At 64.2% G+C, this 26,449-nt stretch carries 30 protein-coding genes (1 of these 30 cut by a window edge); 14 read left to right on the forward strand and 16 right to left on the reverse strand.

Features of this window, described 5'->3' with window-relative positions; translation table 11 throughout:
* Positions 1–8: 8 nt before the first annotated feature.
* Genes pgeF through lgt form a run of 3 tightly spaced genes read right to left on the reverse strand, consistent with a single transcriptional unit; the run spans position 9 to position 2,709 of the window.
* On the reverse strand, positions 9–773 hold the full coding sequence (pgeF, locus tag C0V82_RS00980; RefSeq protein ID WP_102110734.1) for a peptidoglycan editing factor PgeF: 765 nt from the start codon (positions 771–773) through the stop codon (positions 9–11).
* Complete coding sequence (locus C0V82_RS00985) at positions 770–1,885, reverse strand: class I SAM-dependent methyltransferase (protein ID WP_102110735.1); 1,116 nt, start codon at positions 1,883–1,885, stop codon at positions 770–772. Before C0V82_RS00985 ends, pgeF begins: the two co-directional genes overlap by 4 nt.
* Complete coding sequence (gene lgt, locus C0V82_RS00990; protein ID WP_102110736.1) at positions 1,882–2,709, reverse strand: prolipoprotein diacylglyceryl transferase; 828 nt, start codon at positions 2,707–2,709, stop codon at positions 1,882–1,884. The genes C0V82_RS00985 and lgt overlap by 4 nt, the downstream gene beginning before the upstream one ends.
* A 159-nt stretch (positions 2,710–2,868) precedes the next feature.
* On the opposite strand from lgt, the gene C0V82_RS00995 reads away from it, so the two are divergent.
* From C0V82_RS00995 to C0V82_RS01010, 4 genes are all read left to right on the forward strand, one after another.
* Positions 2,869–3,129, forward strand: a complete 261-nt coding sequence (locus C0V82_RS00995; RefSeq protein ID WP_102110737.1) for an accessory factor UbiK family protein — start codon at positions 2,869–2,871, stop codon at positions 3,127–3,129.
* Between the two features lie 215 nt (positions 3,130–3,344).
* The gene (locus tag C0V82_RS01000) at positions 3,345–3,848 is read left to right on the forward strand and encodes a type III secretion system chaperone family protein (protein WP_054170140.1); all 504 of its coding nucleotides are present in this window, start codon (positions 3,345–3,347) and stop codon (positions 3,846–3,848) included.
* 72 nt (positions 3,849–3,920) lie between these two features.
* Positions 3,921–4,727 carry a pyrroline-5-carboxylate reductase gene (gene proC, locus C0V82_RS01005; protein ID WP_102110738.1) on the forward strand — a complete coding sequence of 269 codons (807 nt, stop codon included), beginning with the start codon at positions 3,921–3,923 and terminating at the stop codon, positions 4,725–4,727.
* A gap of 25 nt (positions 4,728–4,752) precedes the next feature.
* Positions 4,753–5,247 (forward strand): YbaK/EbsC family protein, encoded by a 495-nt coding sequence (locus tag C0V82_RS01010; RefSeq protein WP_102110739.1) that lies wholly within the window; start codon positions 4,753–4,755, stop codon positions 5,245–5,247.
* A gap of 219 nt (positions 5,248–5,466) precedes the next feature.
* On the opposite strand, the gene pdxR is transcribed toward C0V82_RS01010, so the two are convergent.
* Both pdxR and C0V82_RS01020 read right to left on the reverse strand, forming a co-directional pair.
* On the reverse strand, positions 5,467–6,996 hold the full coding sequence (gene pdxR / locus C0V82_RS01015; protein WP_158659640.1) for a MocR-like pyridoxine biosynthesis transcription factor PdxR: 1,530 nt from the start codon (positions 6,994–6,996) through the stop codon (positions 5,467–5,469).
* Between the two features lie 234 nt (positions 6,997–7,230).
* Positions 7,231–7,533 (reverse strand): hypothetical protein, encoded by a 303-nt coding sequence (locus C0V82_RS01020; protein ID WP_102110741.1) that lies wholly within the window; start codon positions 7,531–7,533, stop codon positions 7,231–7,233.
* Positions 7,534–7,731: 198 nt separating this feature from the next.
* On the opposite strand from C0V82_RS01020, the gene C0V82_RS01025 reads away from it, so the two are divergent.
* On the forward strand, positions 7,732–8,451 hold the full coding sequence (locus tag C0V82_RS01025; protein ID WP_054170135.1) for a response regulator: 720 nt from the start codon (positions 7,732–7,734) through the stop codon (positions 8,449–8,451).
* On the forward strand, positions 8,448–9,767 hold the full coding sequence (locus C0V82_RS01030; protein ID WP_245924118.1) for an ATP-binding protein: 1,320 nt from the start codon (positions 8,448–8,450) through the stop codon (positions 9,765–9,767). Before C0V82_RS01025 ends, C0V82_RS01030 begins: the two co-directional genes overlap by 4 nt.
* 40 nt (positions 9,768–9,807) lie before the next feature.
* Here C0V82_RS01030 and C0V82_RS01035 read toward each other — a convergent pair whose 3' ends face one another.
* Positions 9,808–10,635 carry a MipA/OmpV family protein gene (locus tag C0V82_RS01035; RefSeq protein ID WP_102110742.1) on the reverse strand — a complete coding sequence of 276 codons (828 nt, stop codon included), beginning with the start codon at positions 10,633–10,635 and terminating at the stop codon, positions 9,808–9,810.
* Between the two features lie 284 nt (positions 10,636–10,919).
* On the opposite strand from C0V82_RS01035, the gene C0V82_RS01040 reads away from it, so the two are divergent.
* Together C0V82_RS01040 and C0V82_RS01045 are read left to right on the forward strand one after the other, a co-directional pair.
* Positions 10,920–12,101, forward strand: coding sequence for a M20 aminoacylase family protein (locus C0V82_RS01040; protein ID WP_102110743.1), 1,182 nt, complete (start codon positions 10,920–10,922; stop codon positions 12,099–12,101).
* A 4-nt stretch (positions 12,102–12,105) separates the two neighbouring features.
* Positions 12,106–12,633 (forward strand): protease complex subunit PrcB family protein, encoded by a 528-nt coding sequence (locus C0V82_RS01045; protein ID WP_158659641.1) that lies wholly within the window; start codon positions 12,106–12,108, stop codon positions 12,631–12,633.
* A gap of 20 nt (positions 12,634–12,653) precedes the next feature.
* On the opposite strand, the gene C0V82_RS01050 is transcribed toward C0V82_RS01045, so the two are convergent.
* Together C0V82_RS01050 and C0V82_RS01055 are read right to left on the reverse strand one after the other, a co-directional pair.
* Entirely contained in the window at positions 12,654–14,054 is a 1,401-nt protein-coding gene (locus tag C0V82_RS01050; RefSeq protein WP_102110745.1) for a PleD family two-component system response regulator, read from the reverse strand.
* A gap of 35 nt (positions 14,055–14,089) precedes the next feature.
* Positions 14,090–14,494 (reverse strand): response regulator, encoded by a 405-nt coding sequence (locus C0V82_RS01055; RefSeq protein WP_102110746.1) that lies wholly within the window; start codon positions 14,492–14,494, stop codon positions 14,090–14,092.
* A 93-nt stretch (positions 14,495–14,587) separates the two neighbouring features.
* Between C0V82_RS01055 and C0V82_RS01060 the strand changes: the two genes are divergently transcribed.
* Entirely contained in the window at positions 14,588–15,919 is a 1,332-nt protein-coding gene (locus tag C0V82_RS01060) for a DNA polymerase IV (protein ID WP_102110747.1), read from the forward strand.
* Here the strand turns inward: C0V82_RS01060 and C0V82_RS01065 are convergent, their stop codons facing one another.
* The 3 genes from C0V82_RS01065 to C0V82_RS01075 all read right to left on the reverse strand — a co-directional run bounded on the left by C0V82_RS01065 (position 15,920) and on the right by C0V82_RS01075 (position 19,329).
* On the reverse strand, positions 15,920–16,549 hold the full coding sequence (locus C0V82_RS01065; RefSeq protein ID WP_158659642.1) for an outer membrane protein: 630 nt from the start codon (positions 16,547–16,549) through the stop codon (positions 15,920–15,922).
* Positions 16,550–16,711: 162 nt separating this feature from the next.
* Positions 16,712–17,758 (reverse strand): aspartyl protease family protein, encoded by a 1,047-nt coding sequence (locus C0V82_RS01070; RefSeq protein WP_158659643.1) that lies wholly within the window; start codon positions 17,756–17,758, stop codon positions 16,712–16,714.
* A 248-nt stretch (positions 17,759–18,006) separates the two neighbouring features.
* Positions 18,007–19,329, reverse strand: a complete 1,323-nt coding sequence (locus C0V82_RS01075) for a hypothetical protein (RefSeq protein WP_102110750.1) — start codon at positions 19,327–19,329, stop codon at positions 18,007–18,009.
* Between the two features lie 335 nt (positions 19,330–19,664).
* Between C0V82_RS01075 and C0V82_RS01080 the strand changes: the two genes are divergently transcribed.
* Complete coding sequence (locus tag C0V82_RS01080; protein ID WP_245924120.1) at positions 19,665–20,375, forward strand: fused DSP-PTPase phosphatase/NAD kinase-like protein; 711 nt, start codon at positions 19,665–19,667, stop codon at positions 20,373–20,375.
* Positions 20,376–20,386: 11 nt separating this feature from the next.
* On the opposite strand, the gene C0V82_RS01085 is transcribed toward C0V82_RS01080, so the two are convergent.
* The 4 genes from C0V82_RS01085 to C0V82_RS01100 form a co-directional block, all read right to left on the reverse strand.
* Positions 20,387–20,941, reverse strand: a complete 555-nt coding sequence (locus C0V82_RS01085; protein WP_102110751.1) for a universal stress protein — start codon at positions 20,939–20,941, stop codon at positions 20,387–20,389.
* Positions 20,942–20,991: 50 nt separating this feature from the next.
* A complete protein-coding gene (locus tag C0V82_RS01090; RefSeq protein ID WP_102110752.1) occupies positions 20,992–21,426 on the reverse strand; it encodes a CBS domain-containing protein in 435 nt (144 codons plus the stop codon).
* A gap of 80 nt (positions 21,427–21,506) precedes the next feature.
* Entirely contained in the window at positions 21,507–22,778 is a 1,272-nt protein-coding gene (locus C0V82_RS01095; protein ID WP_158659644.1) for an RNA polymerase sigma factor, read from the reverse strand.
* On the reverse strand, positions 22,771–23,124 hold the full coding sequence (locus C0V82_RS01100; protein ID WP_102110754.1) for a YciI family protein: 354 nt from the start codon (positions 23,122–23,124) through the stop codon (positions 22,771–22,773). The genes C0V82_RS01095 and C0V82_RS01100 overlap by 8 nt, the downstream gene beginning before the upstream one ends.
* A 149-nt stretch (positions 23,125–23,273) precedes the next feature.
* On the opposite strand from C0V82_RS01100, the gene C0V82_RS01105 reads away from it, so the two are divergent.
* The gene (locus tag C0V82_RS01105; protein ID WP_102110755.1) at positions 23,274–23,456 is read left to right on the forward strand and encodes a hypothetical protein; all 183 of its coding nucleotides are present in this window, start codon (positions 23,274–23,276) and stop codon (positions 23,454–23,456) included.
* 71 nt (positions 23,457–23,527) lie between these two features.
* Here C0V82_RS01105 and C0V82_RS01110 read toward each other — a convergent pair whose 3' ends face one another.
* Positions 23,528–23,731, reverse strand: coding sequence for a hypothetical protein (locus tag C0V82_RS01110; protein ID WP_158659645.1), 204 nt, complete (start codon positions 23,729–23,731; stop codon positions 23,528–23,530).
* A gap of 110 nt (positions 23,732–23,841) precedes the next feature.
* On the opposite strand from C0V82_RS01110, the gene C0V82_RS01115 reads away from it, so the two are divergent.
* The 3 genes from C0V82_RS01115 to C0V82_RS01125 form a co-directional block, all read left to right on the forward strand.
* Complete coding sequence (locus C0V82_RS01115; protein ID WP_158659646.1) at positions 23,842–25,575, forward strand: monovalent cation:proton antiporter-2 (CPA2) family protein; 1,734 nt, start codon at positions 23,842–23,844, stop codon at positions 25,573–25,575.
* Positions 25,576–25,710: 135 nt separating this feature from the next.
* The gene (locus tag C0V82_RS01120; protein WP_094453193.1) at positions 25,711–26,052 is read left to right on the forward strand and encodes an acyl carrier protein; all 342 of its coding nucleotides are present in this window, start codon (positions 25,711–25,713) and stop codon (positions 26,050–26,052) included.
* A 50-nt stretch (positions 26,053–26,102) separates the two neighbouring features.
* Positions 26,103–26,449, forward strand: the 5' portion of a protein-coding gene (locus tag C0V82_RS01125; RefSeq protein ID WP_102110758.1) for a DUF1489 family protein. 79 nt of this gene lie beyond the right edge of the window; 347 of the gene's 426 nt are visible here — the first part of the coding sequence; the start codon lies at positions 26,103–26,105; the stop codon falls past the right edge of the window.

Below are 26,449 nucleotides of genomic sequence, written 5' to 3' on the forward strand. Positions count from 1 at the left end.
GGGCGTAGTCATGTCAGGCAGATGGCCGACAGACCCCGTCCATAGTCCGGTTCCTGGCGCAGGCAGGCGCGGCGGTAACTGAAAAACAGATCCTCGCGCGCCAACGTGTCCAGACCAGTGGTTTCCACCTGTCCCAGGCCGGTGGCCTGCAACCGGCCCAGGACATAGCCGCCAATATTGAACATCCAGTGATCGGCCCGATCAGACGGGCGGAACAGCACGTCATGGCCGGGATCAGTGGCGACGAATCGTTCGCGGAATTCTGGCCCCACCTCATAACTGTCCCAGCCGATATGGGGGCCGATACCGGCCAGAATGCGGGGCCGGTCGGCACCCAGCGCGACCATGGCCGCCACCGTCGCCTCCAGCACGCCCGTCACCGCCCCCTTCCACCCGGCATGGGCCGCACCGATGACACGCGCGACCGGGTCCACGAACAGGACCGGCACGCAGTCCGCCGTCAGGATACCCAACGCGATGCCAGGCCGGTCGGTGACCAGCGCATCGGCCTTGGGTGCTGCACTATGCGGGAAAGGCTCGGTGACCGTGACCACATCCGGGCTGTGGACCTGATAAACGGTGGTCAGGGCGGAGGCAGGAACGCCCAGCAGTTCCATCGCGCGCGCCCGGTTGGCCCTAACATTGGCTGGATCATCGTTGGAGCCATAGCCGCAATTCATGGCGGCCAGAATACCTTTCGACACGCCGTCGGTGCGGGTGAAAAACCCGTGGCGCAGGCCGGGAACGGCGGTCAGATGGTCAAGCGTGATCATGCGCTGTCTCCGGTCGTTCGGGCAAAGCCGGCGGGCACGGGGGCCGCCGGATGTGTGATGGCAATGGCGCGGAACAGGCGGCCCATGCTGTCGGGCGCCGTCAGCCGGGTCAGTGCCGATTGGATATCGGCCTGCTGCGCCGGGGTGGCACGGGCCGACAGGGCTGTGGCGCGGGCTGCGATGCCCAGGGCATGCAGCAGGTATCCCTGTTCCACACTGTGGCCCACACCGGGATGCGCCTGCGCGCCGGCCTGACCTGCTGCCTGTGCCAGGGCCGTGAAATCGACATGGGCCGTCAGATCGGCGCTGCCGGGATCGTCCAGCACGGCGACCCGCCGATGGGCACGCAGAGCCTGCAACGTGTCGCCAATGGCGGGACCGTCATAGCCATAATCGATGATCAGGGCAGCCCCGGCCTGTACCGACAGCCGCCGCCCGATCTCCGCCGCCACGGCGATGCCCGTCGGGCAGGTCTCCGCGATGGCCCCCGGCGGGATATCCGCTTCCCGGTGCAGCGGCGTCAGCAGGGCACCGCCAGGGCTGGGGTCGAAGGTGAAGGCCAGCTGTCCTGCCGGGTTCAGCCCCACCTTGCGCTCGGCCCAGCCGGCGGGGGTGCGGATGAACTGCCGGATGGGCAGGGCGTCAAAGAACTCGTTCGCGACCAGCAGCATCGGCCCGTCGGGCACGCTATCCAGCCGATCATGCCAGGTGGGGGCAAAACCGGTAAGGGCCGCCGCCTGCCGCTGCCGCAGGGTGGGGCTGGTTTCCACCAGATGCAGGCGGATGGCCTGATGAAACCCCGGCACCCGTGTCGTGGCGCGCAGGGCATCTGCCATCAGGGTCCCGCGCCCCGGCCCCAGTTCCACCAGTTGCACGCGCTCCGGACAGCCCTGGTTGATCCAGCAATCGGCCAGCCACACCCCCACCATCTCCCCGAACATCTGGGAAATCTCGGGCGCGGTGGTGAAATCACCCTTCGCCCCCAGCGGGTCGCGGGTAATGTAATAACCATGCTGGGGATGGCCCAGCGCCTCGCCCATGAAGCTGGCGATGCTGATCGGCCCCGTCAGGGCGATGCGGCGGACCAGGAGATCATGCAGCGCGCCTGTCATTTCTGGGCAGGGGCGGGGGCCGGCACGGGCGTGCCAAATGGTGCGCGCAGCACCATCCACACCCCGATGATCAGCATGGGCATGGACAGCAATTGCCCCATGGTGGTGCCGAAGGCCAGGAAGCCCAGCTGTGCATCCGGCTGCCGGAAGAATTCCCCAACCAGACGGGCAATGGCATAGCCGATCAGGAACGCGCCCGACAGGGTGCCCGTCCGCGCGCGGATCGTGGGGTTACGGGCCAGCAAGAAGATGGCGATGAACAGCAGCACCCCCTCCAGCCCCGCTTGATAAAGCTGGCTGGGATGGCGGGGCAGGCCGGCGGGGTCGGTTGGGAAGATCATGGCCCAGGGCACATCCGTGGGCCGCCCCCACAATTCCGCATTCACGAAATTCGCCAGCCGGCCCAGCAGCAGCCCCACCGGTGCGGCACAGGCGACCAGGTCGCCCAGCGCGAAGGGCGAGAATCCACGTCGCCAGGAGAAGAGCAATATCGCCGCGATGACGCCCGTCAGCCCACCATGGAACGACATGCCGCCGTGCCAGACGCGCAGCGCCTCCAGCGGGTCGTTGATATAGGTGTCGAGATTATAGAACAGGATAGAGAACAGCCGTCCGCCAATCAGGATGCCGCCCGCCGCCCAGATAACAAAGTCGCCCAGATCATCCTCGGTCGGGCGTAGGCCGCTATTGCGGGCCAACCGGTTACAGTACCACAGCGCAAAGGCGATGCCGGCGGCATAGGCCAGCCCGTACCATTTGATGGAGATCGGACCCAGGGCCAGCGCCACAGGGTCCAGGTCGGGGAAGGGGATGGCCAAAATCATGCGATATCCCGTCACGTTCCATCCCCGGCGGGGAAGACGCGACCTATATAGAGGGTTGGGGATCATGACGGCAAGGCGCGGGGCGGACCCGTATCTAACGCCATGGACAGGGATAGGCCCTATCCCCATAATGCGGCGCTTTTTTGAAGGGGACCCGCCATGCAGGTGGAAAACAAGCTGTTCGATGATCTGGCCCGTGTCGCCAGCGGGGCCATGGGTGCCATCTCCGGCATCCGGGGCGAGGTCGAAGGCCAGATTCGCCAGCAGTTCGAACGTATCCTGGCCCAGATGGACGTCGTCAGCCGTGAAGAGTTCGAGGCGGTGAAGGCCGTCGCCGCCGAGGCGCGGGCCCGTCAGGAGGCGCTGGAGGAAAAGCTGGCGGCTCTGGAAGCCAAGCTTTCCAAGGGTTCCGAGGGCTGACGCGATCCCGGCCATCGCCGGACATCAACTCGGTTTTGTTTCACGAAACGGCAAGGAACCGGAATCCGGTTGCGCCTGCGAAATGGCGCTGGCACCGTATTCCTGGTGGTTCCAACGCCGGCAGGGCCACAATATCTGGACACCCCGATATGTGGCCCGCCGCTTCGCCTGGGGGATGGCGCTGCGGCAGGGCATTTGGGAGTGAGGGGGACGGCATGACGGCCTTGAATATCGAGACCCAGGCATCGACGCATAATCCGCTGGACATGCTGGAAGAGATGGTTGTCGCCAATGAATGGCCCTTCGACCGCGTCTCCGAAGAGGAGATGGTGGTGGAGATTAATGGTCGCTGGTGCGAATACCGCCTGTTCTTCATGTGGCAGGCAGAGGTGAGCGCGATGCAGTTCTCCTGCCAGTACGACATGAAGGTGCCGCCGGGCCGCAAGAATGCCGTGGCCGAACTGCTGGCCGAGGTCAATCCCAAGATGTGGCTGGGCCATTTCGACGTCTGCCACGATCAGCACACGCCCATGTTCCGGCAGACGACGCTTCTGCGCGGCGCGCGCGGGGCCAGCTCCGAACAGCTCGAAGACCTGATGGACATTGCCCTGTCGGAATGCGAGCGTTTCTATCCGGCCTTCCAGTTTGTGATCTGGGGCGGCAAGACACCGGCTGAAGCCGTGTCCGCCGCCATCCTGGATACGGTGGGCGAGGCCTGATCAAACCGGACGGGGCCAACGCCGTCGGGGATGAACCCCGCGACCCCGCCGGAAATATGGGGGAAACACCGGATGAGTGCGAGTTTGCTGCTGGTCGGGTGCGGTAAGATGGGCGGGGCCATGCTGGCCGGCTGGAAAGCGGCCGGTGCCGCAGGGGCTGTGGTAGTGGTGGAGCCGTTTGGGGCACCCAAGGGCCTGCCCGCCGACGTGCTGGTCGTCAAGGAAGCCTCTGAAATCCCGGCTGATTTCACGCCCGATGCCATCATCCTGGCGGTCAAGCCGCAGATGATGGATCAGGCGCTGCCCAACTATGCCCGCTATGCCGGCACGGCGCTGTTCCTGTCCATCGCGGCGGGAAAGCCCATCGCCTATTTTGAAAAGCACCTGGGCGCCCATGCCGCCATCGTCCGCGCCATGCCGAATACGCCCGCCGCGGTGGGCCGTGGCATCAGTGCCGCCGTGCCCAATGCCAATTGCTCCGACGCGCAGAAGGCGCTGGCCCGCACCCTTTTGTCGGCAGTGGGGGAGGTGGCTTGGGTCGCGGACGAAAGTCTGCTGGATGCCGTGACGGCCCTGTCGGGCAGCGGCCCGGCCTATGTCTTCCTGCTGGTGGAAACCATGGCCAAGGCCGGTGTGGCCGCTGGCCTGCCTTCGGACCTGTCGATGCAACTCGCGCGCGCCACCGTGATGGGCTCGGGCGAACTGCTGCGCCAAAGCCACGAATCAGCCGAACAGCTTCGCCGCAACGTCACCAGCCCCAAGGGCACGACCGAAGCGGCCCTGAACGTGCTGATGGCTGAAGGGGCGGGCGGCATGCAGGACCTGCTGACCCGCGCCATCGCCGCCGGCACTGCCCGGTCGCGTGAGCTGGCTGGTTGAAAACACTGTTAGGAGTCGTGGTGGGATGGCCGGACCGTTAAGCCCCAGTGCGCAGAAGATACAGAACCTTCTGAACGATCTGGGCCATCCCATCCATGTCCTGGAATTCGCCGCCTCCACCCGCACCTCGGCAGAGGCGGCGGCGGCCATCGGCTGCGATGTAGCGCAGATCGCCAAATCCATCATGTTCCGCACCCGCGACACGGGCCGCCCCATCCTTGTCGTCACATCCGGTAGCAACCGGGTGAATGAGGCGACGGTGATCCGTCATCTGGCGTCGGCGCTGGGCGGTGAGAAGTTGGCCAAGGCCGATGCCGATTTCGTGCGGCAGAAGACGGGCTATCCCATCGGCGGCGTTCCGCCCCTGGGCCACAATGTCCCGCCCATCACCCTGTTCGACCGCGACCTTCTGAACTTCACCACCGTCTGGGCCGCCGCCGGTACCCCCAACACCGTCTTCCCCATCGCGCCGGATGCACTGGCCGGCATCGTGGGTGGGGTGGTGGCAGAGGTGGTTTGAGGACGGTGGCGGGCAGATTGCAGACTTCTCTGCCGCTTCCTGCTACAATGCGGACTATCAGCGCCAATTCCACGCCCGCACCCATTCGCAGCCATTGGCTTTCGATGGGGGAAAGCTGCGAGCGCTGAAACACACCCCTGTTTTGTGTTTCACATGGTTGCACAGGCCCGCTTCCGATCGGAGCGGGCCTGCAATTACTCCGAATTCAGGGGGCACCCCTCACTCAGCCGGGACCAGCCGGCGGGGCTGCACCAAGCGGTGGGTCTGGGTGCTGCGGGCTTTGTCGATGACGCCGGCAAGACGTTCGGCGGCACGCGCGAGGCGTTCCGGGGTGAAGGCGGCATAGCCCAAAACCACCGCGCCCGGATCACCGGCAATGCCGGGTCCGCGTCTGCAGGCCGAGATGGCGGGCAGGGCGATGCGGGCCTGGGCGGCTAGGGCCGACAGGGTGGCGTCGTCCACACCGACTGAGGGTGACACGCGCCCGACCAGATGCAGGCCGGAACTGGCCGCATCCACGGCGATGGCCCCGGACCAGTGACGCTCGGCAGCGAATAGCAGCGCCTGCTGACGTTCGGCATAAAGCCGGCGGGTGCGGCGCATGTGGCTGGCATAATGGCCTTCCACCAGGAAGTCGTGCACCGCCATCTGTTCGGGCAGCGGCACATGCATCCCCATGCGGGCGCGCAGATTCTGGGCGGCAGAAACCAGGGAAGATGGCACGACCAGCCAGCTCAGGCGCAGGGCCGGCACCAGCGTATTGTCGAGCGCGCCCAGATGCAGGACACGCTCATTCTCATCCAGCCCTTGCAAGGCCGGCAGTGGACGGCCCGTGTAGCGGTAGCCGCCGTCGCGGTCATCCTCCAGCAGCCAGGCCCCGCTGCGACGGGCCCAGGCCAGCACCGCCATGCGGCGGCGCAGCGGCATGGTCCCGCCCGTCGGGTACTGCCATCCTGGCGTAACCAAGGCCAGTCGCGCATCGGGCGCCAGCCGCGCACCGCGTTCCGGGTCGATGCCATCGGCATCCACCGGCACATGGGCGACATTGTAGCCGCGATGCGCAAAGGTCAGCGCCTGCAAGGGGCAGCCCGGCTCTTCCAGCCAGACGGTATCACCCGCCGTCAGCAGCAGGGTGGCGACGAATTCAAGGCCGGACCGGCGGTCAGGCAGGATGAGGATCTGTTCGGGATCGCACGCGATGCCCCGGCTGGTCTGCAAATGACCCGCCAGAACACGGCGCAGCGCGGTCCAGCCGCCGGACGTATCATTGCCCAGCAGCAAGCCGCCGGCATCGCGCCAGCGCTTGGCCAGAAGCCGGCGCCAGGTGTCGATATCGAACTGGTCATAGGCCGGTGTGCAGGGCTCGAACGGCAGAAGTTCTGCCCCGGCAGCGGGCACCGGCACGGCGGGCTTAGGCGCGGCGGCCTGTGGCACGCGGGCGGTGTTGTTGGGGGCCAGACGCACGGCGGGCGCCATGGCATCATCGGGCAGGGTGCGGCAGACAAAGGTGCCGGACCCGATCCGGGCTTCCAGATATCCTTCGGATGTCAGCCGGTCCACCGCCGCCACGACCGTATTGCGCGACACGCCCAGATCGGCGGCCAGCGTTCGGGTGGAGGGCAGTCTTTCTCCAGGGCGGATGGCGCCGTTCACGATGGCGCCGCGCAGACGGTCGAACAGGCGCTGCTGAAGCGGCGTGCCGTCGGAACCGTCGAACAGGGAAAGCAGGGGGCCTTGGCTGAGTTTCATGCGTGGCGACCTCGAAGCGCTCAACCGGGTGTCATTCCGGACCTCGGGCGGAACGGCATCCCGTATCGTTCCGTGATTGGCGGGCAGGAAGGTGGTTATGCCGGCGGACCGGGGCATTGATGGGGTCGCCCATGGATCCGCCGGCAAACCTTGGAGCGACCGGACACCGGGGAAGGTCGCTCCACCATCACCGGCGACGGGGCTTGCCGGTGATGATTGGGATATTTGAGGGGCTTAGCTGACGATCTCGCCGGTGGCGGCGTTGACCTTCAGCGTGGCAAAGCGGATGCCATCAGCAGACTTCAGTTCCACCAGGAAGACGCCATCCTTTTCCCGCACGTCGCCGACGCGACCGAAGCGGTAATTGTTGCTCTTCATCCAGGTCTTGGCGATGTCGCGTGCCTCAGAGCTGGTCACGGGCTCCGTGCGGGTAACGGCGGCCGCAGGCTCCTTTGCCGCGACCTGTGCGCTGTCGCTGGCATGGGCGGCGGTAACGCCAAGGGCCGCGACAAAGGCGAGGGCGATCAGGGTGCGCATTGGTGCTTTCCTCTTCATCTCTGACTTCCGGTTGCCGGTTGTTTCCGGCGACAGGCACATCTGAACACCCACGCTTTGCCGTTGCATGACGAGGAAAGGGGCTTTGTGAAACACTCTGTTTCCAAAGGCCCAGGACGTTACATTGTGGTAACAACATGGCCGTCGGCAGCCTGTCTGCCCTTCGATTATGATGACGACATGACCGAGAGCAGCACCCACCTCCTGGTCGTCGATGACGACCGTGAAATCCGCGATCTGCTGACGCGCTATCTGACGCGCCATGGCTACCGTGTGACGGCGGCCAAGGACGGGCAGGAAATGCGCCGCTATCTGGCTGATCGCAATATCGACCTGATCGTCCTGGATCTGATGATGCCGGGCGAGGATGGTCTGTCGCTTTGCCGGGCCGTCCGCGCCGATGGCGGTCCGCCCGTCGTCATGCTGTCGGCCATGGGGGAGGATGCGGACCGCATCCTGGGCCTGGAGATCGGGGCCGACGATTACCTGCCCAAGCCGTTCAACCCGCGTGAACTGGTGGCCCGTATCAAGGCCGTGCTGCGTCGGGCCGCGGCCCCGTCGGGTGCCGCACAGGTGACGGCAGGCGCCATCAATTTCGCGGGCTTCACCCTGGATCAGGCGCAGCGCCGCCTGACCGACGCCAAGGGGGAGGAGGTCACGTTGACCGCCGGTGAGTATGAGCTGCTGGTGGCGCTGGCCACCCGCCCCCGCCGGGTTCTGTCGCGCGATGACCTGCTGGAGATCACGCGGGGCCGGTCGGCCGGTCCCTTCGACCGGTCCATCGATGTGCAGATCAGCCGTCTGCGCCGCAAGATCGAGATCGACCCCGCCGAACCGACGATCATCAAGACGGTGCGGTCGGGCGGCTATATCTTCTCACCCGAGGTGCCGGCATCATGAGGGCGCTCACCGACCGCATGTCTTATTCGATCTTCGCCGTGCTGGTCGGTGGCATCCTGTTGTCCCAGGCCATCGCGCTGGGCCTGTACCGGTCCGACCGGGCGGAGGCCGTGGCCGATGCCGAGGGCGGGCAGCTTGCCAATTGTCTGGCCGGATTCGCGCAGGTGATTGAGGAGCAGCCGACCGAGGTGCGCCTGTCCGTCCTGCGCGGCCTGAAAGAACGCGAACTGACCGTGCGGACGAGTGCCGGCCATACCGTTCTGCTGGACGTTTACGAGAAACAGCCCAAGACGCCGGGTAAGCCGGAAATGTCGCCGGCCGTCTCCATCCCGCCCTTCGGCCTGCCCGTGCCGCCCCCGCCGCAGCCCAATGTGATCGAGGTGTCGCGGCAGTTGAAGGACGGAACCTGGATGCGGTTCCATGCGCCCGTGACAGCGACCGATGCCCTGCGCGAACCGGGCTTCATCGCGTCCCTGGGCGGGTCGGCGGCGGTCGCCATCCTGCTGTCAGCCTGGGTTCTGGGTTTCACGACCCGGCCTCTGCGCCGGTTCGCGGCGGCAGCCAACCGGCTGGGCATCGACATGAACGCCCCCTCGCTGGATGAGGCCGGCCCGCGTGAGGTGCGGCTGGCCGCATCGGCCTTCAACAAGATGCAGCGCCGCCTGCGCGCCTTCGTGGAGGATCGTACCCGCATGCTGGCCGCAGTCAGCCACGATCTGCGCACGCCATTGACCCGCCTGCGCCTGCGCGCCGAATTCATCGATGACGATGTTGTGCGCGACAAGATGCTGGAGGACCTCTCGGAGATGGAGGCCATGATCGGCTCGACCCTGGCTTTTGCCCGCGACGAGGCCGCCAAGGAAGCTATCGAGCCGTTGGAACTGAACGCACTGCTGGCCCGGCTGGGTGAGGATATGCGCGACGCCGGCAAGCCGGTGGGCGTAGCGCCGGCCCCCTTCTCCATCCCTATCGTGGGCCGTCGCATGGCGCTGCGCCGCGCGCTGGGCAACCTCATGGAAAACGCCGTCAAATATGGACAGACGGCACAGGTCGCCCTGGCTGTGACGGGGGAGAATGTTACCATCACCATTGATGATGAAGGTCCTGGCATCCCCGAAATTGAGTTCGAGAACGTGTTCCGGCCGTTCTTCCGACTGGAGGCGTCGCGATCCCGTGACACGGGCGGCACAGGTCTGGGCCTGTCGGTCGCCAATGACATCATCCGGGCGCATGGCGGCGAAATCCGTCTGTCGAATCGGCCCGAAGGCGGGTTGCGGGTAATCGTGGTCCTGCCGGTAGAGCCTGGAGCTACATGAAGTCAAAGGGGCGGGCGCTCTAGCCCGCCCCTTACCGACGTCAGAACGTGTAGGACAGGCCCAGACCACCCATGAACTGGTCCCGGCTGCCATTATCCTTCACGAACGGGCTGTCTGCTGCGTCGCCCAGCAGGCGGGAATAGCCGGCGAAGCCCGTAACCGACCAGTTTTCATCCAGCGGATGGATCATGATGGCCGTCAGTCCGGCATTCTTGAACCCGGCATCGGCCTTGTACCCCGTGCGCGACCCCGGCAGGACAAGCTGCGTCGGCCCGGTGGGCGCCAGGCGGTCCACGGTCGTGCTGAAATAGGAGTTCATGTAATCGTCGCTGGCCCAGGTCAGCGACGGGCCGATCATCAGCATGGTGCGTCCGAACGGGTTGAGCATCCAGGTGGCCGACAGCGTCGCCTCAGTACCCTTGTGCCCGTCACCCAGAAGATCGGTGCCGACATCGACCGAAAGCATCAGCTGATCAACCGTGTATTCCGCGAAGATATGACCTACCGCTGTGTCGCCGACATTGCGGTAACCCCGCAGGGCCACGTCCTTCTTCGACTTGCGCCCGCCATCGAACGCGACCGAAGCACCCAGCGTCAGGTTATCGGTGCTGATCAGATTGGCACCCAGCCCCTGACGGGACAGGAAGAACCGGTCATAGGTGATCTCGATATCAGGAACAGGCCGGACCTTATAGCTGTCGGAACCTTCATATTCCGGCATCACGAAACCGAACGTGCCCAACCGCACGTACCAGCCATCATCATCGGACGCGGGCCGCTGGGCCAGGGCGCCCGAAGCACAGGTGAGCGAAAGCAGGGCGGACATGGCTGCCACCATGCGCAACCGCCCGGTCGAACGGGTGTTCATTGTTTTCTCTCCGATCCATGAAGCGGCACCGGCCCGTTGCCCCAGCCATCGCCGCGCCGGCACTGTGACAAAGCGCGCAAGCGGCAGATGTGACGGGCATCACCGAAATGAACAACGCTCAAAATATTCATCTTTGCTCTTTCGGTGATGTTTCCCCGGTTCCCAGCAGAGAGTTAAGCCGATAAACTGCCCGTCAATGTCGCTTGCGACTTTTCGTGTGACCAGGGCGGCCGAAGAAGCCTCTCAGCGACAAGGACGCTGCCGCCTGCCGGAGTTCAGGGACCATGCCCATCATCAACCGTATCGCCGATTTCCACGCCGACATGACCGCGTGGCGCCACCATATCCATGAGAATCCCGAAACCGCGTTCGAGGAGTTCAAAACTTCCGATTTCGTGGCGGAGAAGTTGACGACCTTCGGGATCGAGGTGCATCGCGGTATTGCGGGTACGGGTCTGGTCGGTGTGCTGCATGGTAAGGACGGCCCGAATGGCAAATCCATCGGTCTGCGCGCCGACATGGACGCGCTGAACATGGATGAGGGCAACACCTTTGCCCATGCCAGCAAGATCCCCGGAAAGATGCATGGCTGCGGCCATGACGGCCACACGACCATGCTGCTTGGGGCTGCCCGGTATCTGTCGGAGACGCGCAATTTCAGCGGTACCGTCAATTTCATCTTCCAGCCCGCTGAAGAGGGCGCCGGTGGTGGCCGCCGCATGGTGGAGGAGGGGCTGTTCGACCGATTCCCCTGCGACATGATCTTCGGCATGCATAATTGGCCGGACCTGCCGCCTGGCGAGATGGTGGTGAAGGCCGGCCCGATTATGGCCGGCGCCGATCAGTTCGAAATCCGCGTGGCCGGCAAGGGCGGTCACGCCGCCCTCCCGCACCATGCCATCGACCCGGTGGTTATCGCTGCCCATATCGTGACGGCCACGCAGACCATCGTCAGCCGCAATGTCAGCCCCATTGAAAGCGGTGTCATCTCTATCACCCAGATCCATGCGGGCAGCGCCTATAATGTCATCCCGCAGGAAGTGATCATGCGCGGCACCGTCCGCGCACTGAGCCATGAGGTGCGCGACCAGCTGGAAAACGGTCTGCGCCGCATCGTGGAAACGCTGCCGGTGGCTTTTGGGTCCAGCGCCACGCTGACCTATCGCCGTGGCTATCCGCCCACGGTCAATCATGAGGGCGCGCCCACCAATCTGGCGGCCCGCGTCGCGGCTGAACTGGTCGGCGCCGACAAGGTTTATGACAATGTCGGCCCCAGCATGGGGGCGGAGGATTTCGCCTTTATGCTGCAGGAGCGTCCGGGCTGTTACGTCTGGATGGGCCAGGGTGGGGCGGCGCTTGGCTGCCTGCTGCACAACCCGGCCTATGATTTCAATGATGAGATCCTGCCGCTGGGCACCAGCTACTGGGCAAAGCTGGTGGAAACGGCGCTGCCGGTGGCGGCGTGAGGCCATGATGCGGTGGATCGACGGGAAGGCCAGGGCGGCGCTGACCGTTCTGGCTGTGGCGATGCCGCTGGCCCTTGCCGGGTGCGGCGGCGGGGCCGGGGCGTGGCTGGCAGGCGAAACGGCGGGTGCGGTATCCGGCATGTCTGGCGATGCACCGCCGCCCCTGGCCGCGCGTGCCATGTGGCGGGCAGAAAACGCCCGTGCGCAGTCGCAATCCTTCCTGGCGGCCCGCAATGATGCGGAATGGACGGCCCTATGGGATCTGGCAGGCCGGTCGCCGCCCGGTCGCCTGCCGCCGGATCAGATGGCGCTGGGCGTGTTCTTGGGCACGCGCACGACCACCGGCTATTCCGTCGATATCCTGCGTCTGCGCCCCGAACGGCGCGACGGGCAGCGTGACCGGCTGGTGGTGGAGTATCGGGAGGTAACACCACCCGATGGCCTGATCACGGCGCAGGTCCTGACCAGCCCCTATGCCATCATCCTGGTCGACCGCAGCGACGCGGCGGTGCGGTACAACCGGATGCCGTAAAGCTGTCCTGGCATCACCACTTATTCCCCAGCACCGTCCATCACCACCCGGTTACGCCCACTACGCTTGGCCTGATACAGGGCCGTATCAGCGCGGCGCAGCAAGGCGTCGCCCGATTCGGGCTTACCTTCGGCATCCAGTGTCCAATCGGCCAGGGCGACGCCAATGGAGATGGTGACGTCGATCTTGCCCACCGGTGCCGACACCGCAAACGGCTCCTCCGCGATGCGGCGGCGCAGACGTTCGGCGACAGCAGCGGCCTGATTGCCGTCCGTGTCGGGCATGATCACCACGAATTCCTCACCCCCCAGGCGGGCGACAAGGTCGAAATTGCGCAGGTTGCGGCTGGCGCGCTGCGCTACCTCCTTCAACACCTCGTCGCCCACCCCGTGGCCCCAGGTGTCATTGACCACCTTGAAATGGTCGATATCGAACAGCAGAGCTGACACCGGTTTGTTATTGCCGCCCGACCGGTCCAGCAAGCGGGGTAGGTGGGCCGACAGGTAACGGCGGTTGAACAGCCCCGTCAGACTGTCAGTCAGCGCCATGGACAGGCTGGCCTCATAATTGGCCCGCAGCTTGTCCTGATAACGCTTACGCCGCACCTGGGTGCGGGTACGGGCCAGCAGTTCGTTCCGGTCGATGGGCTTGATCAGATAATCATTGGCACCCAGTTCCAGGCCCTTGGCGATCCGGTCCATGTCCGTCTCGTCCGCAAGCAGCAGGATGGGGATCTGGCGCGTCTTCTCGTGGCTGCGCAGTTGCGAGCAGAGGCGAAGGCCATCCTCCCGCATCAGCGTCAGGGAGATGACGATCAGCTCAAACTCCTCCGCCAGGGCCAGTTCCAGGCCGCCAGCGCAGGTGTCGGTGTCGGTCACCACGTCGCGGTCGCGGGCCACAGTCTCCACGATCTTGTCCAGATCAATGGCGCTATCTTCAACCACCAACACCCTGGCGGCCTCCGCCGTCTGCGTATGCACCGAATCGGTGGCGACCAACATGCCCAACTGACCCGACGTGCTTTCGCGAAGGCGCCATTCGTCGGTCATCATCTTCAGACGGACCAGGGAACGGACGCGGGCGAAGAGGGCCACGTCGTTGACGGGCTTGGTCAGGAAGTCATCGGCCCCCGCCTCCAGCCCGCGCACGCGGTCGGATGCGTCGGACAGGGCGGTCACCATGACGACGGGAATGTGCATAATGGCCGGGTCGGCGCGGATTTTCTCGCACACCTCGAACCCGTCCATGCCAGGCATCATCACGTCCAGCAGCACGATGTCGGGGTGCTGGGCATGAATACGCTCCAGGGCTTCCGGCCCTGAATTGGCGGTGACGACGTCGAAATATTCCCTGGTCAGCTTGGCTGCCAGTAGCTTCACATTGGGTAGAACGTCATCAACGACAAGGACCCGAGCCGACATGGTTCACACACCCACCGGCCTGGTCTTCCAAGCCGTCAAAGGAAACGTTGCACCGTCTGGAGAAACTTCGCGACGGAGATTGGCTTGGCGATGTAATCCTCGCAACCACCTTCGCGGATTTTCTCCTCATCCCCCTTCATGGCGAAGGCGGTGACGGCGACCACTGGGATCGCCTTCAGATCATCATCTTCCTTCAACCACTTGGTAACCTCAAGCCCGGATACCTCGGGAAGCTGTATATCCATGAGGATAAGGTCGGGGCGATGCAGCCGCGCCATGCGCAGCGCCTCCATCCCATCCTTGGTCTGCAATGTCGCATAGCCGTGCGCTTCCAGCAGATCGTGGAAGAGCTTCATATTCAGCTCATTATCCTCCACGATCAGCACGCGCCGGGGACGCGGTGCGGTCGCGTCTTCACCCTGGACATTGTCAACACTCATCGGCACGGCTCCGCCTTCCTTACGCTCACAGGGCATGATGCCATTAGACTGCGACAGTTCTTAACCATTCGTTACCATCTGACATCATCCACCATGCCAGCAGACCCGCCAACCCCCGTTTCCAGCCAGAGACCGGATGCCCTGTGCCGCGATTGCGGGCAGGCGCAGATGGCGGCCCGCCGCTGTGATGCCTGCGGGTCGGTGCGGGTGGTGAAGCATGCGGAACTGCATAGCCTTTCCATTGCCCATATCGATTGCGACGCCTTCTATGCCAGCGTGGAAAAGCGGGACCGACCGGAACTGGCCGATGAGCCGGTGATCGTCGGGGGCGGGCATCGCGGGGTCGTGTCCGCCTGCTGCTATATCGCGCGGCTTTATGGCGTGCGCTCCGCCATGCCGATGTTCAAGGCCTTACAGCTTTGCCCGCAGGCGACCGTCATCAAGCCCGACATGCGCAAATATGTAACGGTCGGGCGTGATGTGCGGGTCCTGATGCAGGAGACGACGCCGCTGGTGGAGGCCATCTCCATCGATGAGGCATTTTTGGACCTTACGGGTACCGAGTTGCTGCATGGCGGCAGCCCGGCGCGCACCCTGGTCCGGCTGGTGCGGCGGATTGAGACGGAGATCGGGGTGACCGCCTCCATCGGCCTGTCCTACAACAAGTTCCTGGCCAAGCTGGCCAGCGACCTGGATAAGCCGCGCGGATTCGCCATCATCGGCAAGGCAGAGACCCTGTCCTTTCTGGCCCCCCGACCCGTGGGCATGATCTGGGGCGTGGGCAAAGCGCTGGCCACCAAGATGGAGGGGGAGGGTATCCGCACCATCGGCCAGATTCGCGAAATGGAGATGAAGGAACTGGTGCGCCGTTATGGCTCCATGGGCATGCGGCTCTACCATTTCTCCCGCGGGCAGGATGATCGCCGCGTCACCCCGCACAGCCCGATGAAAAGCATCTCCTCTGAAACCACCTTCAACACCGATCTGTCGGCGCTGGAGGACTTGGAGCGGGAGTTATGGCCGCTGGCGGAGAAGGTGTCGAAACGGATGAAGGCCGGGGAGCATGCTGGCCTGACGGTCACGCTGAAGCTGAAGACACCGGATTTCAAGCTGATCACCCGTAACCAGCGTCTGACATCCCCAACGCAACTGGCCGACCGCATCTTCCGCACGGGACGTGACCTGCTGCGGGCTGAATGCGATGGGCGGCGGTTCCGGTTGTTGGGAATCGGTTGCCATGACCTCACCGACCCGCGTGATGCCGACCCGCCGGATCTGGCCGATCCCGGACAGCTTCAACGGGCCAAGGTGGAACGCGCCATTGATACCGTGCGGGCCAAGCTGGGCGGTCGGGCGATCTCCAAGGGGCGCGGATTGCCCGCAGCCGGCGGAAAGGCTGGGCGGGAGCCGGTTGAAGGGACCTGACTACTTGCCGAAGGTGAAGCGTACGCCGGCCAGCGCTGACCAGGTCTGGGCCGTGCCGTGCGTTGCAAAATCATCGGTGGCGGTAAAGCTGGGCTCCCCACCACGCACGTAGCGGCCATCGGCAAAGAAGGAGAAGCTGCCGCTGACCGGCACCGACAGGCCGACCACGCCCTGATAGGCAAAGCTATCGGCGCGGGCGTCGGAATAGCCCATGGCCAGCCGTTCGGCCTCCGTCCGGGTCCAGCCCATGCCGATCCCGACATAGGGTGTCAGCCAGTCAGTGACCTTCATATTGACGCGAGCATTGGCCATGGTGCCCGGCGATCCGATAGCGCCATCGACGCTGGGCGCCGTCAGCAAAGCCGAATCGCGGTCGCGATAGGCATATTCCAGTTCCAGCCGGAAGCTTTCCATCGGATGCCAGTCAGTGCCGGCGGTCAGGCCCGGATTGGCGTTACCCAATCCATAGGTAGTGGCGTTACCCGCCGCACCACCAACATAGCGCCCAGACAATCCCTGAAGATACGCGCTGGGCAGTTCGGAATCGGCCGCGCCCGCATCCTGCGCCAGGGCAGGGGCGGTGACGAGGCCGAAACAAACGGCGAAAAGGGCGGTCTTCAGCGACTTCATGACATCAACTCCGGACCCTTCACTAATAGCCGAGGTCGCATTTGCTGTCATGTCAGGATCAGGGTTAATGCGTCTGTGATTTCTGATCCTCTGCCATGTGTGTCAGTCCCGACACGGAATTTTATTCCCAGTTGGTCACGCGAAGACTTGAACTTGATTCAATCACCCCCCCGCCCTTGTTCCGCGATCACCCAAGCGGGAAGGACCCGGAGGCGCGCCGCTGGCCGTCATCCGCATGCGCAGGTGCAGACTGCCGGTCCCGAAATCCAGGGCGAATCCATCGCTCAGCCCCAGGACGTCCATACCCAGGATAAAGGCCGGTTCATCTTCCAATCCCAGGGCCGTGTAGGCATGGGCATCGACCAGCGTCGCCGGCAGTCCAGAGACGCTGACCGGGCCGATCTTGACGCGCGGCAGCAGGAAGACTTCGCCAATCCGCGTCTCCCCCGCCAGATTGATGACTTCGATATTGCCGACAAGGCTGGCCGGTTTACCGCGTTCCTGCAGGGCCCGCAGCAATACCGGGTTGAACATCGACCGTTCTGCCCCTGTATCGACAAGGCCGTTGACGATCATGCCGCCGATTTCGATGGGCACGATGACCAGCCCGGTTGGATGCACACGGCCCTTTACCGAGTCATAACCGGTGGGGGAGTAGCGGCGGGATTGTTCGATCTTGATCTCGTCCCGGCGGAAGCTGACCGACAGGCGTTTACCCTGGAGGCTGTTGGTGCCCAGCACGCCACCAGCCCCCGACAGATCGCCAAAGGACAGGACGGGGGTCACCATATCCTCTGCCACGAACCGGCCCATGTCGATGCGGCCGACCTTCATGGTCGGCATGATCATGGGACCCAGTACGTCATGCACGCGCATCATATTGCCGGTGACCGTGACGTCGGCCCCCATGGCCATGCCCGGCACGGTGGGTACAGGCGGCGGAATGAAACCCAGGGCGCGGGCGATATCCATGCCGATCATGGTGCCTGAACAGCCGGTATCGACCAGAAAGCGGACGGGGCCATAGCCATCGACCACCACCGGGGCCAGCACGCGGCCCGCGCGGTCGGGCCGGGTCGGGATGGCATATACAGGACCGGGCGGTGGCGGGGGCGGTGTCATTTCCGCCAGTGCGGGGCTGACGCCAGCCAGAAGGAGAGCCAGGGTCTTCGCTATGGCCAGACGTCTGCCGGACAGATATCGCTTCATGACCACCCCCCTTTGCCAGGCATCTTCCCATATGGATCGGAATGCCGATGACAGCTTAATCCAGAATGAAGCCAGTAAAGCCATTAATCATGGCATGGCTTGACCCGTGAAGGTCCGCTTTATCGGGGGTGTGCAGGGCCAGCATTGGTGAACATATTTGCGCGGGTGCAATAAAGAAAAGGCCGAACCCAGAGGGTCCGGCCTTCGCTTCAATCGAACAGGATATTGTTCGTATACTTAATACTTTGTTAATTCGCCTTGGCGGCGGGTGCCGCCTGCGGTGCCGTCAACGGCTCCTTGCCCTTCTCTTTCAGCACTTTCAGAATGCCGGCAGAGGCGCTATCGGCTTGGGCCTTCTCGGCGTCCGTCGCCTCGTGCGAGAAGACGTTCAGCACGCGGATCGCCTGCTCCTGTCCGGCTTGTTTCGGAAGCTCAATGAGCTGCATGACAATGGCGACATGGATCTTATTGCCATTGCTGTCACACGATACGGACCCGGAACGAAGCTGATAGGCTGGCACTTTCTCAATCGCGCCCATGGACGGCGTGTAGGTGCCCTCACAGCTCTTCTTCAGCTGTTCCATATAGGTGTCGCCGACCTTGGCGAAATCGCCGGCGGCTTCACCCATGGGGAAGCTGCGGACAGCGCCTAGCACCTTGTCACCGATTTGCCAGGCATAGTCGCCCGGCCGCTGCTGCGGCGGGATTTTGTCAATCGGGATAGCGCGGGCGCTGGACAAGCCGGCATCGACCAGCAGCTTGGCCAGGGTGGGGGCAATGGCCGGTTCCGTCGGGGCCGGCAGCTTCAGCGTGCCGTCCTTGCCGCCCTTTACGCAGGCGGTCAGGTCGTTCATGGCCTTTGTGGTGCCCTTCAGCTGGAAGGAGGCGGTATCGCCCGGCACCTCAATGGTCAGAACCGAACCCGTGGTCAGGCCCTTCAACAGCTCAGCATCATCACCCAGGCCAATGGCCAGGGCGTTGGGCTGGCTAACAACGGCGGCAACTTCGCGGTTGATCTTGCCGTCGATGGACATCTTGATGGGTGCGCGCTGCCCCGTGGGCATCTGGGCGCCGGGGATGCCCAGCACCATCTGCGTCCGGTCGGCAGGATTGCGCAGCAGGATCAGGTGCAGATTATTGTCATACTCGACCGAGGCGCCGCACATCTTGAAGCTGCCATCGGAGAACACCTGCGGCCCGACCTGCCATTCACCCTTCGGCACACCGGGCTTGGCCGGTTTCGGCGGGGCTACGGCCGCGGGCCGGGCGGTGGGGGCGCCCTGCGCTGCGGCACCGACGGTGCCGGCGGCAGGACCCTGCCCGGCGGGACGGGCCTGCGGCTGTTGCTGGGGTGGCTGGCCGATGGTTCCGGCGGCGGGACCACCGATGGTGCCCGCGGCGGGGCCACCCTGCGGTTGCTGCGGCTGCACTGCACCGGGCAGGATCAGGCCACTGCCGGCAGCGGGCTGCTGCTGGCTGTTTGATTGGGCGGCGGCGCCACCGGTGACGCACAGCGCAGCGGCGCCGGCAAGCAACAGGTGACGCAGGACGTGCGGCGCGGAAAACGACATGCTGGGAACCACGGGTAACAACCCCTCTGCACATTGGGCGGAGGGACCCTAGGCCGGTTGCAGCGCCAAGGCAAGGGGGCATATGAAGCGGCAAAGTACCAGCAATCGCGCGGCTGACCATCGTTTGAACGGCGCTCAGCTCCTGTGCGTCACGCCCGCCAAAAAAATTTCACCATCCAGGTGGGGTGGGGGGCAGGTGGCGACGTCATCTAAACATAACCTGAAGGGGTATTTTTACACTCGCTCCCCTTCGGGCCCCTGTCGTATGTATTGAGGCGTCGGTCAGGGTGGCATCGGGGCGATGCGGCCTGTGACGGCGGGGCGAAGGAACGGGCATGCAGTACGAGGAGACGCGCCTGCGACATGCCGGGATCGGGGTGCCGGAATGGGCACGGTCCGACGATCCGCGCATATTGGCGCGCCGTTATGCCGATATGATGTTCAACGACCATGCCTTCATCCGCATGGCCTATCGCAATTTCCATCGCATCGGTCCGGACATGTACCGGTCCAGTCAGCCGACGCCGGGGCAGATGGATGTTCTGGGCCGCATGGGCATCCGCACCATTCTCAATCTGCGGGGCCGCCGGCCCACCTGTGGCTCCTATTTCTTTGAGGTGCGGGCCGCCGCCCGGCTTGGCATTGACCTGATTGATTTTCCCGTGCGGTCGCGCGATGTGCCGCGCAAGGAAGACCTGTTCGCGGCCCGTGACCTGTTCGCGCGGCTTGACGGTCCGACCGTCATGCATTGCAAGGCCGGCGCGGACCGTGTCGGCCTGATGAGCGTGCTGTACCAGTTCGTGCATCTAGGCCTGCCGCTGGAACAGGCGATGTGCCAGCTTTCATGGAAATACGGCCATCTGCGCCAGTCCAAGACGGGCATCTTGGATCATTTCTTTGAATGCTTCCTGGCGACTGGCGGGCGCAGCGTCGATGAATTCTATGCCTGGGTCGAAAATGGCTATGACCCGGCGGCCATGAAAGCGTGCTTTCTGTCCCGCCGCTGGGCCAATGTCATCACGGACAGGCTGCTGCGCCGGGAGTGAGGCAGCAGCCCCTATGCCAGACGGTCAATCTGCCGCGCCGTCAGGTTGCCGGGCACGATGACCAGTGGAATATCCAGCGACCCGGCCAGTTCCCCCGCCAGCCAGGAAATCAGCTTGCCCTTGCGCGCCGTGGCGGGGGCGGCACCCACGACCAGGGCGTGGATATCGCCATCCTCTCTGATCGCTTCCAGGATTTCCGATCCGATGCCACCACGGCGGAAATGCAGTTCCGCGATAAGGCCCGTCAGGGCCCAGACCTCTCCGGCAAGATCCTGAAGCAGGCTTTCCGCTTCTTCTCGCTGCTCCGCCTCCATGGTTTCTGCCACGCGCATCCATCCGTGGCAATCGACAGGCTCGCAGACATGCAGCAGGGCCAGAAGCCCGCCGGTATTGCGGGCCCGCAGGGCGGCAAAACGCAAGGCGGCCCGGCTTTGCGGGCTGCCATCGACACAAACAAGAAACTTGAACCGTTCCGCCGGCGCCGTCTGTTCGGACGGGAGGCCGGGAGATTGAACAGGCTGATCTTCCCGGCGGGGCCAAAGGCTGCCGGACATGGACATGAACATGATCGATCTCCTGTCAGGCAAGGCAGGCGATACGAAGCAAAAGGCTGGAATCAGCCCCGGCCAGACACGTAATCCCGAAGGCTTTCCACCTCATGGGTATATTCCGCCAAGCGGAACTTCACCACGTCACCGATGGAAATGACGCCGACCAGGATGCCGTTCTCCACCACGGGCATGTGGCGGAAACGCCCTTCCGTCATCCGGCTCATGACTGTCGCCACCGTGTCGGTCGGTGTGCAGGACACGACCTTGGCTGTCATCAGCGAGGAGACGGGCTTGTCCATGACACTGGCGCCATGCAGGGCCAGTCCCCGCACAATGTCGCGTTCAGACAAGATCCCTGCAATACCGCCCGCATCATTCAGCACCAGGATGGCGCCGATGCGGTTGCCATGCAGGATATGCGCGACGGTCGATACGCTTTCGTCCGGGCGCGTCGTGATGATGGTGGCGCCCTTGTTCTTCAGGATGGCAGACACATGCATAAGCGGTCCTCCCCTTCCTCTTTCGGGGTGTTAACCCCGTGCAAATCAGGGAACGCGATGTTGCGCCGCACGCGCAAGCCTTATTCCATCAACCTGTCCAACCGGGCCAACAGCAGTCGCCGATCGGGTTGGTTGATCCCTATCCGGTCGGCGATATCCAGGGCGTGGCGCAACTGCTCTGCCGCGCCCATCCGGTCGCCCAGCCGTTCCAGCATGGACGCTTTTGTCGCGGCGAACAGGGGATAGCGGGCGATCAGCCCGTCGCCCTCCAGCGGGGCCAGGGCCGCCAGCCCGGCCAACGGCCCGTCGCGCTCTCCCACCGCCACGGCCCGGTTCAGCAGGGTGACGGGACCCGGTGCTAACCGGGACAGCCGATCATAGAGTATGACAATATGCGCCCAGTCGGTGGCTTCCCAGGTTGGTGCCATGGCATGGGCGGCGGCAATGGCGGCTTCCAGATGCCAGCGTGTTTCGACCGGTCCCGCCATGCTGGCTTTCAAATGGCGGAAACCGGCGGCGATTAGTCCTTTGTGCCACACATCCCGATCCTGGTCGGCCAGCAGTACCGGCAACCCGTCTGGGCCCTGCCGCGCGGGCAGGCGCGCTGCCGTCAGACAGGTCAGGGCCGCCATGGCTTCTGTCTCCGGTCGGCCTGTCACTGGATGGTCGGCCAGTTGCCGGGCCAGGTGCAGGGCCTCTGATACCAGATCGGCACGGATCAGGTCCTCGCCGTCGCTGCTGCCCACCCCTTCATTGAACAGCAGATAGAGTGTGCCCAGCACAGCCTCCAGACGCTCGGGCAGCTCACTGCCCGCCGGGATAGCAAAGGGCACCTGGGCGTCGGCCAGCCGCGCCTTTGCCCGGGTGATCCGCTGCGCCACGGTTGCTTCCGACAGAAGAAAGGCCCGCGCAATCTGTTCCGTGCCCAAGCCGCAGACAGCTTTCAAGGTCAGCGCCACCCGTGCCTCCACCGCCAGCACCGGGTGACAGCAGGCGAACATCAGACCCAGTTTCTCATTCGACAGTTCGGCGGCAAAGCGCGGATTTTGGCCGTCTGCGATGTGATCGGGCAGGCTGTCGGCGAGGTCTTCCGGCGTGACGGGTGCCGTGAAGCGGCGGCGGCGCAAACCGTCCACCGCTTCATTGCGCGCCACCCGCCATAGCCAGCCGCTTGGATTGTCGGGAATCCCGGACCGGGGCCAGACATGCAGGGCCTTGGTCAGGGCTGACTGCACAATCTCTTCCGCGTCGTCGAGGTGACCGGGTCCCAACAGCCGGACCAGCCGGGCGGTCAGGTGTCCGGCCTCCGTACGGAACAGACCCGCAATCAGCGGCCCCGCATCCTCAGCCATCGATAATGTCGACCTGCCGGATTTCGACCACACCATATTTCACATGCGGGCACTCGGCGGCCACCGTCTCGGCATCGGCATAGTCCGCCGCTTCAATGATAAAGAAGCCGCCGATCACTTCCTTGGCTTCGGCATAAGGACCATCGGTGGCCACGAGGCTGCCTGACCGGGCTGTAAGGTGGCGCCCACCCTCATCGCGCAGCTTCTCCCCGCCCGCCATCCGGCCTTCCATGCCCAGTTTCTGTGCCCAGGCGCTGTACTCCTGAATGATCGCCTGCATATCGTCGGGTGACAGGCTGGCAAAGGTGGCGGGGTTTTCACGCAGAATCAGGATGAACTTGGCCATAGAAATCTCCCTCTTGAATCAGGCGCGGCGCCAATCGCCATGCCTGATCCTCCTGACGGTTGAGCTTTTCGCGTTTCGACAGGATTGTCGAAAATTTTTTGGCACCCCAGTATGGAACTGCTGGTGAGGTCCGGTATCCGGGGATGGTTATGAAGCTTGAAGATCGTATGGCCGTGAAGCTGCTGGCACTGGCGTCTGTGCAGCTTGGCAAGGCCGTGAATGAAACCCTGTGCACGGAACCCGATCGCCGGCTGGTCAAGGGATTGCTGTCGGATGTGAAGGAACTGCTGTCGGAATTCGAACAGCAGTATTTTCAGGATATGCAGGGGTAGGGCGCAGCCCCTGCATCCCGTTTAGCGTGGTGGACCGGCGGGGGCGCTGGCGTCCCCGCCGGTCCGTGGCTTCAGGTGCGGCCCACCTGGGCCTTCCTCTTCACATGGTCGGTCGGGCGTGCGGCCCGCCATTCCTTTTCGCGCAGGTCGGCAGCCCCTTGTTCATTGGTGTGGGACTGCCTGGCGGCCGGGTGCTGCATCGGACCCGGCCTCGTCCGCGCCTGCCGCCACTCGCTTTCGGCCAGACGGGGAGAGGTGTTGTTCGGCATCGGCATGATCGCCTCCTTCTTGTGAAAAGCGGGTTTCCGCTGGTTCCACTCTCGGCAAATCAACAATCCCCTGCTACCCATGTTCCCGGTAATCGCCCGGCAGGGGAGGGACGGCGGTGGAAGGAAACGATATTGCAGGCCATGCGGCCCACGGCTTTTCCATGGTGGAAGAGACGTTGATGTTTCTGTCCGTCGCCGTCACCTGCATCCTACTCCTTCATCGTCTGCGAATCAGCCCTGTTCTGGGCTATCTGGCCGGCGGTCTGATCCTGGGGCCCTCGGGCTTCGGTGTGGTGACGCTGGAAGAGGATGTACGCGCCGTTGCGGAACTGGGCGTGGTCTTCCTGCTTTTCCTGATCGGTCTGGAACTGTCGGGCGAGCGTTTGCGAGCCCTGCGCCGCTGGGTGTTCGGGCTCGGCCTGGCGCAGTTCCTGGTGACGGGGGCGCTGCTAGGTGTGATCGGCATTTTCCTGGGTTTGGAGGCGCCGGTAGCGGTTCTGCTGGGCGGGGGGCTTGCCCTGTCTTCCACAGCCGTCGTGGTGCAGTTGTTGATCGAACGCGGTCAGGTGGCCTCGCCCACGGGCCGCGTCACCTTCGCAGTCCTGCTTTTGCAGGATCTGGCCGTCGTCCCGCTGCTGCTGCTGGCGACCACCCTGTCGGGACCGCCGGGACAGTCGGTGCCTCTGGCGCTGGCCATTGCCGTGGGCAAAGCGGTGCTAGCTGTGGCGCTGATCCTGCTGCTGGGCCGCTTCACGCTGGGGCCATTGCTGCGGGCGGTTGCGGCAACGCGTAGCACGGAACTGTTCACCGCCACCGCCCTGCTGATCGTGCTAGGGACCGGTTGGGCCACGGGCCTTGGTGGATTGTCGGCGGCGCTGGGTGCCTTCCTGGCCGGGCTGGTCCTGGCCGGGACCGAATTCCGGCATCAGGCCGAATCAGATATGCAGCCATTCAAAGGACTGTTGCTGGGTCTGTTCTTTTTGTCGGTTGGTCTGGGGATCGATGTTGCCGCCATTGCGGATCGCGCGCACTGGATTGTCATCGGCGTCCTGGGACTGATCACGTTGAAAGCACTGACGGCGGGCCTGCTGGCCCGCGCCTTTGGGGCGCCCCGCGACGTCGCCATCCGCTCCGGTCTGCTGCTGGGTGAGGCGGGGGAGTTCGCCTTCGTCATCATCACAACCGCCGTGGCCGGGCGGTTGATCGATAATGGCTGGGGGCAGACCCTGGCAGCCACGGTTGGTCTGTCCATCGCAGTCACGCCGTTCCTGCCGGCTCTGGCGGATCGGCTGGTGGCCCGCTTTGCTCCGCCCTCGGCGCCTTCTGCCGTTCCGGGTGGGGGCGAGGAGGAGCCACATAACCATGTCATCATCTGTGGATTTGGCCGGGTGGGCCAGACCGTGGCCGCCCTGATGGCCCGGCAGCAGGTACCCTTCGTCGGTATCGACATGAATGCCGATCTGGTCCGCCAACATGCGGTGAAGGGATTGCATATCCTTTATGGTGACAGTGCGCGCCACGAAACCTTGAAGCGGTTGGGCGCCGACCATGCCGTCGCCGCGATCATCACCCTGGATGATCCGCAGGCCGCCGCCCGCACCGTTGCCGCCTTCCGGGACCACTGGCCCGATCTTCGCCTGTTCGCCCGCGCCCGCGACCGAGCACACGCCGCCGCTCTTTTGGCCTTGGGTGTGGAGGCCGTAGTGCCCGAAACCTTTGAAAGCAGCCTAGTCCTGGCACGCGGCGCGCTCGAATCACTGGGTGTGCCGTCTGCCGCCGTCGATGAGCTTGTGATGCTCTACCGCGAAACCGATCATGGTATGACCAGGGCCAGTGATGGCCAGACCTGAGCGGGTTTCCGGCACTATCCTTCCGCGCGACAAAAAAAGATTAACGCTCTTGGCGGATAGTGCGATGGTTCGCCCGGACGCACGGCACCCGAAAGGGGTAGCTGGGTTCGGCCATACATTGACGGGAGCGGGATCGTGAGCCGGTCCATCGAAGGCGTATCGAACTGGATGCATATGTTCCGCTGGATCGTGAAGCTGATCCGCGATGAATATGGCGTCGATGAAAAGATACTGACTCGCACCGCCATGCTGGAGACCGATTGCGGCCTCGCCATCGAGCAGGTGGAAGAGGTGCTGGAAATCATTGCCGAAAGCTTCGAAGTGCGCTTTCCGTCCGGCACGCTGGATGAAGTGCTGAAGCTGGAAGAATTGTGCATGCTGGCGGCCTGGCTGCGCGGCCTGTTCAAGAAGCCGGAATTCATCTCTGCGGATTTTGAAGGCCGCTGCCGCGCTTCCAACCCGCTTGCCGGGGCCTGATCCCCGGTCCATATCAGATGCCCTGATTTAACATTCGGGCGTATGCCGATATGACCATCCATCTTCTGCGCCTGGCCGTGGGCGCCGAAAGCCTTCAATCGATGCGTGACTGGCGCCGCGATCACCAGATCACCTGGCAAGGGCGGGCTGTCGTTCCCACGTATACAAAGCGGGCACCGACGCGGGTGGCGGAGCTGCTGGATGGTGGCTGTATCTATTGGGTGGTGAAAGGCTTTGTGCAGTGCCGTCAGCGTTTTGTCGGCTTTGACATGATCCGCGACGTCGACGGCACCGAATATTGCCGCATGTTGATGAATCCGGAACTGACCGAAACCGTCTCCATGCCCAAGCGCCCGTTCCAGGGCTGGCGCTATCTGAAGCCGGAGGAAGCGCCGGC

Source organism: Niveispirillum cyanobacteriorum (assembly GCF_002868735.1).
GTDB classification, from domain to species: Bacteria; Pseudomonadota; Alphaproteobacteria; order Azospirillales; family Azospirillaceae; genus Niveispirillum; species Niveispirillum cyanobacteriorum.

Excerpts from the sequence above, each read along its gene's own strand:
- C0V82_RS01025 (WP_054170135.1), top strand. The coding sequence starts at position 7,732 with ATGACCGAGAGCAGCACCCACCTCCTGGTCGTCGATGACGACCGTGAA.
- C0V82_RS01085 (WP_102110751.1), bottom strand. The coding sequence starts at position 20,941 with ATGTTCATGTCCATGTCCGGCAGCCTTTGGCCCCGCCGGGAAGATCAG.
- C0V82_RS01030 (WP_245924118.1), top strand. The coding sequence starts at position 8,448 with ATGAGGGCGCTCACCGACCGCATGTCTTATTCGATCTTCGCCGTGCTG.
- C0V82_RS01070 (WP_158659643.1), bottom strand. The coding sequence starts at position 17,758 with ATGAAGCGATATCTGTCCGGCAGACGTCTGGCCATAGCGAAGACCCTG.
- C0V82_RS01065 (WP_158659642.1), bottom strand. The coding sequence starts at position 16,549 with ATGAAGTCGCTGAAGACCGCCCTTTTCGCCGTTTGTTTCGGCCTCGTC.
- lgt (WP_102110736.1), bottom strand. The coding sequence starts at position 2,709 with ATGATTTTGGCCATCCCCTTCCCCGACCTGGACCCTGTGGCGCTGGCC.
- C0V82_RS01060 (WP_102110747.1), top strand. The coding sequence starts at position 14,588 with ATGCCAGCAGACCCGCCAACCCCCGTTTCCAGCCAGAGACCGGATGCC.
- proC (WP_102110738.1), top strand. The coding sequence starts at position 3,921 with ATGAGTGCGAGTTTGCTGCTGGTCGGGTGCGGTAAGATGGGCGGGGCC.
- C0V82_RS01110 (WP_158659645.1), bottom strand. The coding sequence starts at position 23,731 with ATGCCGATGCCGAACAACACCTCTCCCCGTCTGGCCGAAAGCGAGTGG.
- C0V82_RS01095 (WP_158659644.1), bottom strand. The coding sequence starts at position 22,778 with ATGGCTGAGGATGCGGGGCCGCTGATTGCGGGTCTGTTCCGTACGGAG.
- C0V82_RS01020 (WP_102110741.1), bottom strand. The coding sequence starts at position 7,533 with ATGCGCACCCTGATCGCCCTCGCCTTTGTCGCGGCCCTTGGCGTTACC.
- C0V82_RS01045 (WP_158659641.1), top strand. The coding sequence starts at position 12,106 with ATGATGCGGTGGATCGACGGGAAGGCCAGGGCGGCGCTGACCGTTCTG.
- C0V82_RS00985 (WP_102110735.1), bottom strand. The coding sequence starts at position 1,885 with ATGACAGGCGCGCTGCATGATCTCCTGGTCCGCCGCATCGCCCTGACG.
- C0V82_RS01090 (WP_102110752.1), bottom strand. The coding sequence starts at position 21,426 with ATGCATGTGTCTGCCATCCTGAAGAACAAGGGCGCCACCATCATCACG.
- C0V82_RS01105 (WP_102110755.1), top strand. The coding sequence starts at position 23,274 with ATGAAGCTTGAAGATCGTATGGCCGTGAAGCTGCTGGCACTGGCGTCT.
- C0V82_RS01100 (WP_102110754.1), bottom strand. The coding sequence starts at position 23,124 with ATGGCCAAGTTCATCCTGATTCTGCGTGAAAACCCCGCCACCTTTGCC.
- C0V82_RS01000 (WP_054170140.1), top strand. The coding sequence starts at position 3,345 with ATGACGGCCTTGAATATCGAGACCCAGGCATCGACGCATAATCCGCTG.
- C0V82_RS01035 (WP_102110742.1), bottom strand. The coding sequence starts at position 10,635 with ATGAACACCCGTTCGACCGGGCGGTTGCGCATGGTGGCAGCCATGTCC.
- C0V82_RS01055 (WP_102110746.1), bottom strand. The coding sequence starts at position 14,494 with ATGAGTGTTGACAATGTCCAGGGTGAAGACGCGACCGCACCGCGTCCC.
- C0V82_RS00995 (WP_102110737.1), top strand. The coding sequence starts at position 2,869 with ATGCAGGTGGAAAACAAGCTGTTCGATGATCTGGCCCGTGTCGCCAGC.
- pdxR (WP_158659640.1), bottom strand. The coding sequence starts at position 6,996 with ATGAAACTCAGCCAAGGCCCCCTGCTTTCCCTGTTCGACGGTTCCGAC.
- C0V82_RS01050 (WP_102110745.1), bottom strand. The coding sequence starts at position 14,054 with ATGTCGGCTCGGGTCCTTGTCGTTGATGACGTTCTACCCAATGTGAAG.
- C0V82_RS01040 (WP_102110743.1), top strand. The coding sequence starts at position 10,920 with ATGCCCATCATCAACCGTATCGCCGATTTCCACGCCGACATGACCGCG.
- C0V82_RS01080 (WP_245924120.1), top strand. The coding sequence starts at position 19,665 with ATGCAGTACGAGGAGACGCGCCTGCGACATGCCGGGATCGGGGTGCCG.
- pgeF (WP_102110734.1), bottom strand. The coding sequence starts at position 773 with ATGATCACGCTTGACCATCTGACCGCCGTTCCCGGCCTGCGCCACGGG.
- C0V82_RS01010 (WP_102110739.1), top strand. The coding sequence starts at position 4,753 with ATGGCCGGACCGTTAAGCCCCAGTGCGCAGAAGATACAGAACCTTCTG.
- C0V82_RS01075 (WP_102110750.1), bottom strand. The coding sequence starts at position 19,329 with ATGTCGTTTTCCGCGCCGCACGTCCTGCGTCACCTGTTGCTTGCCGGC.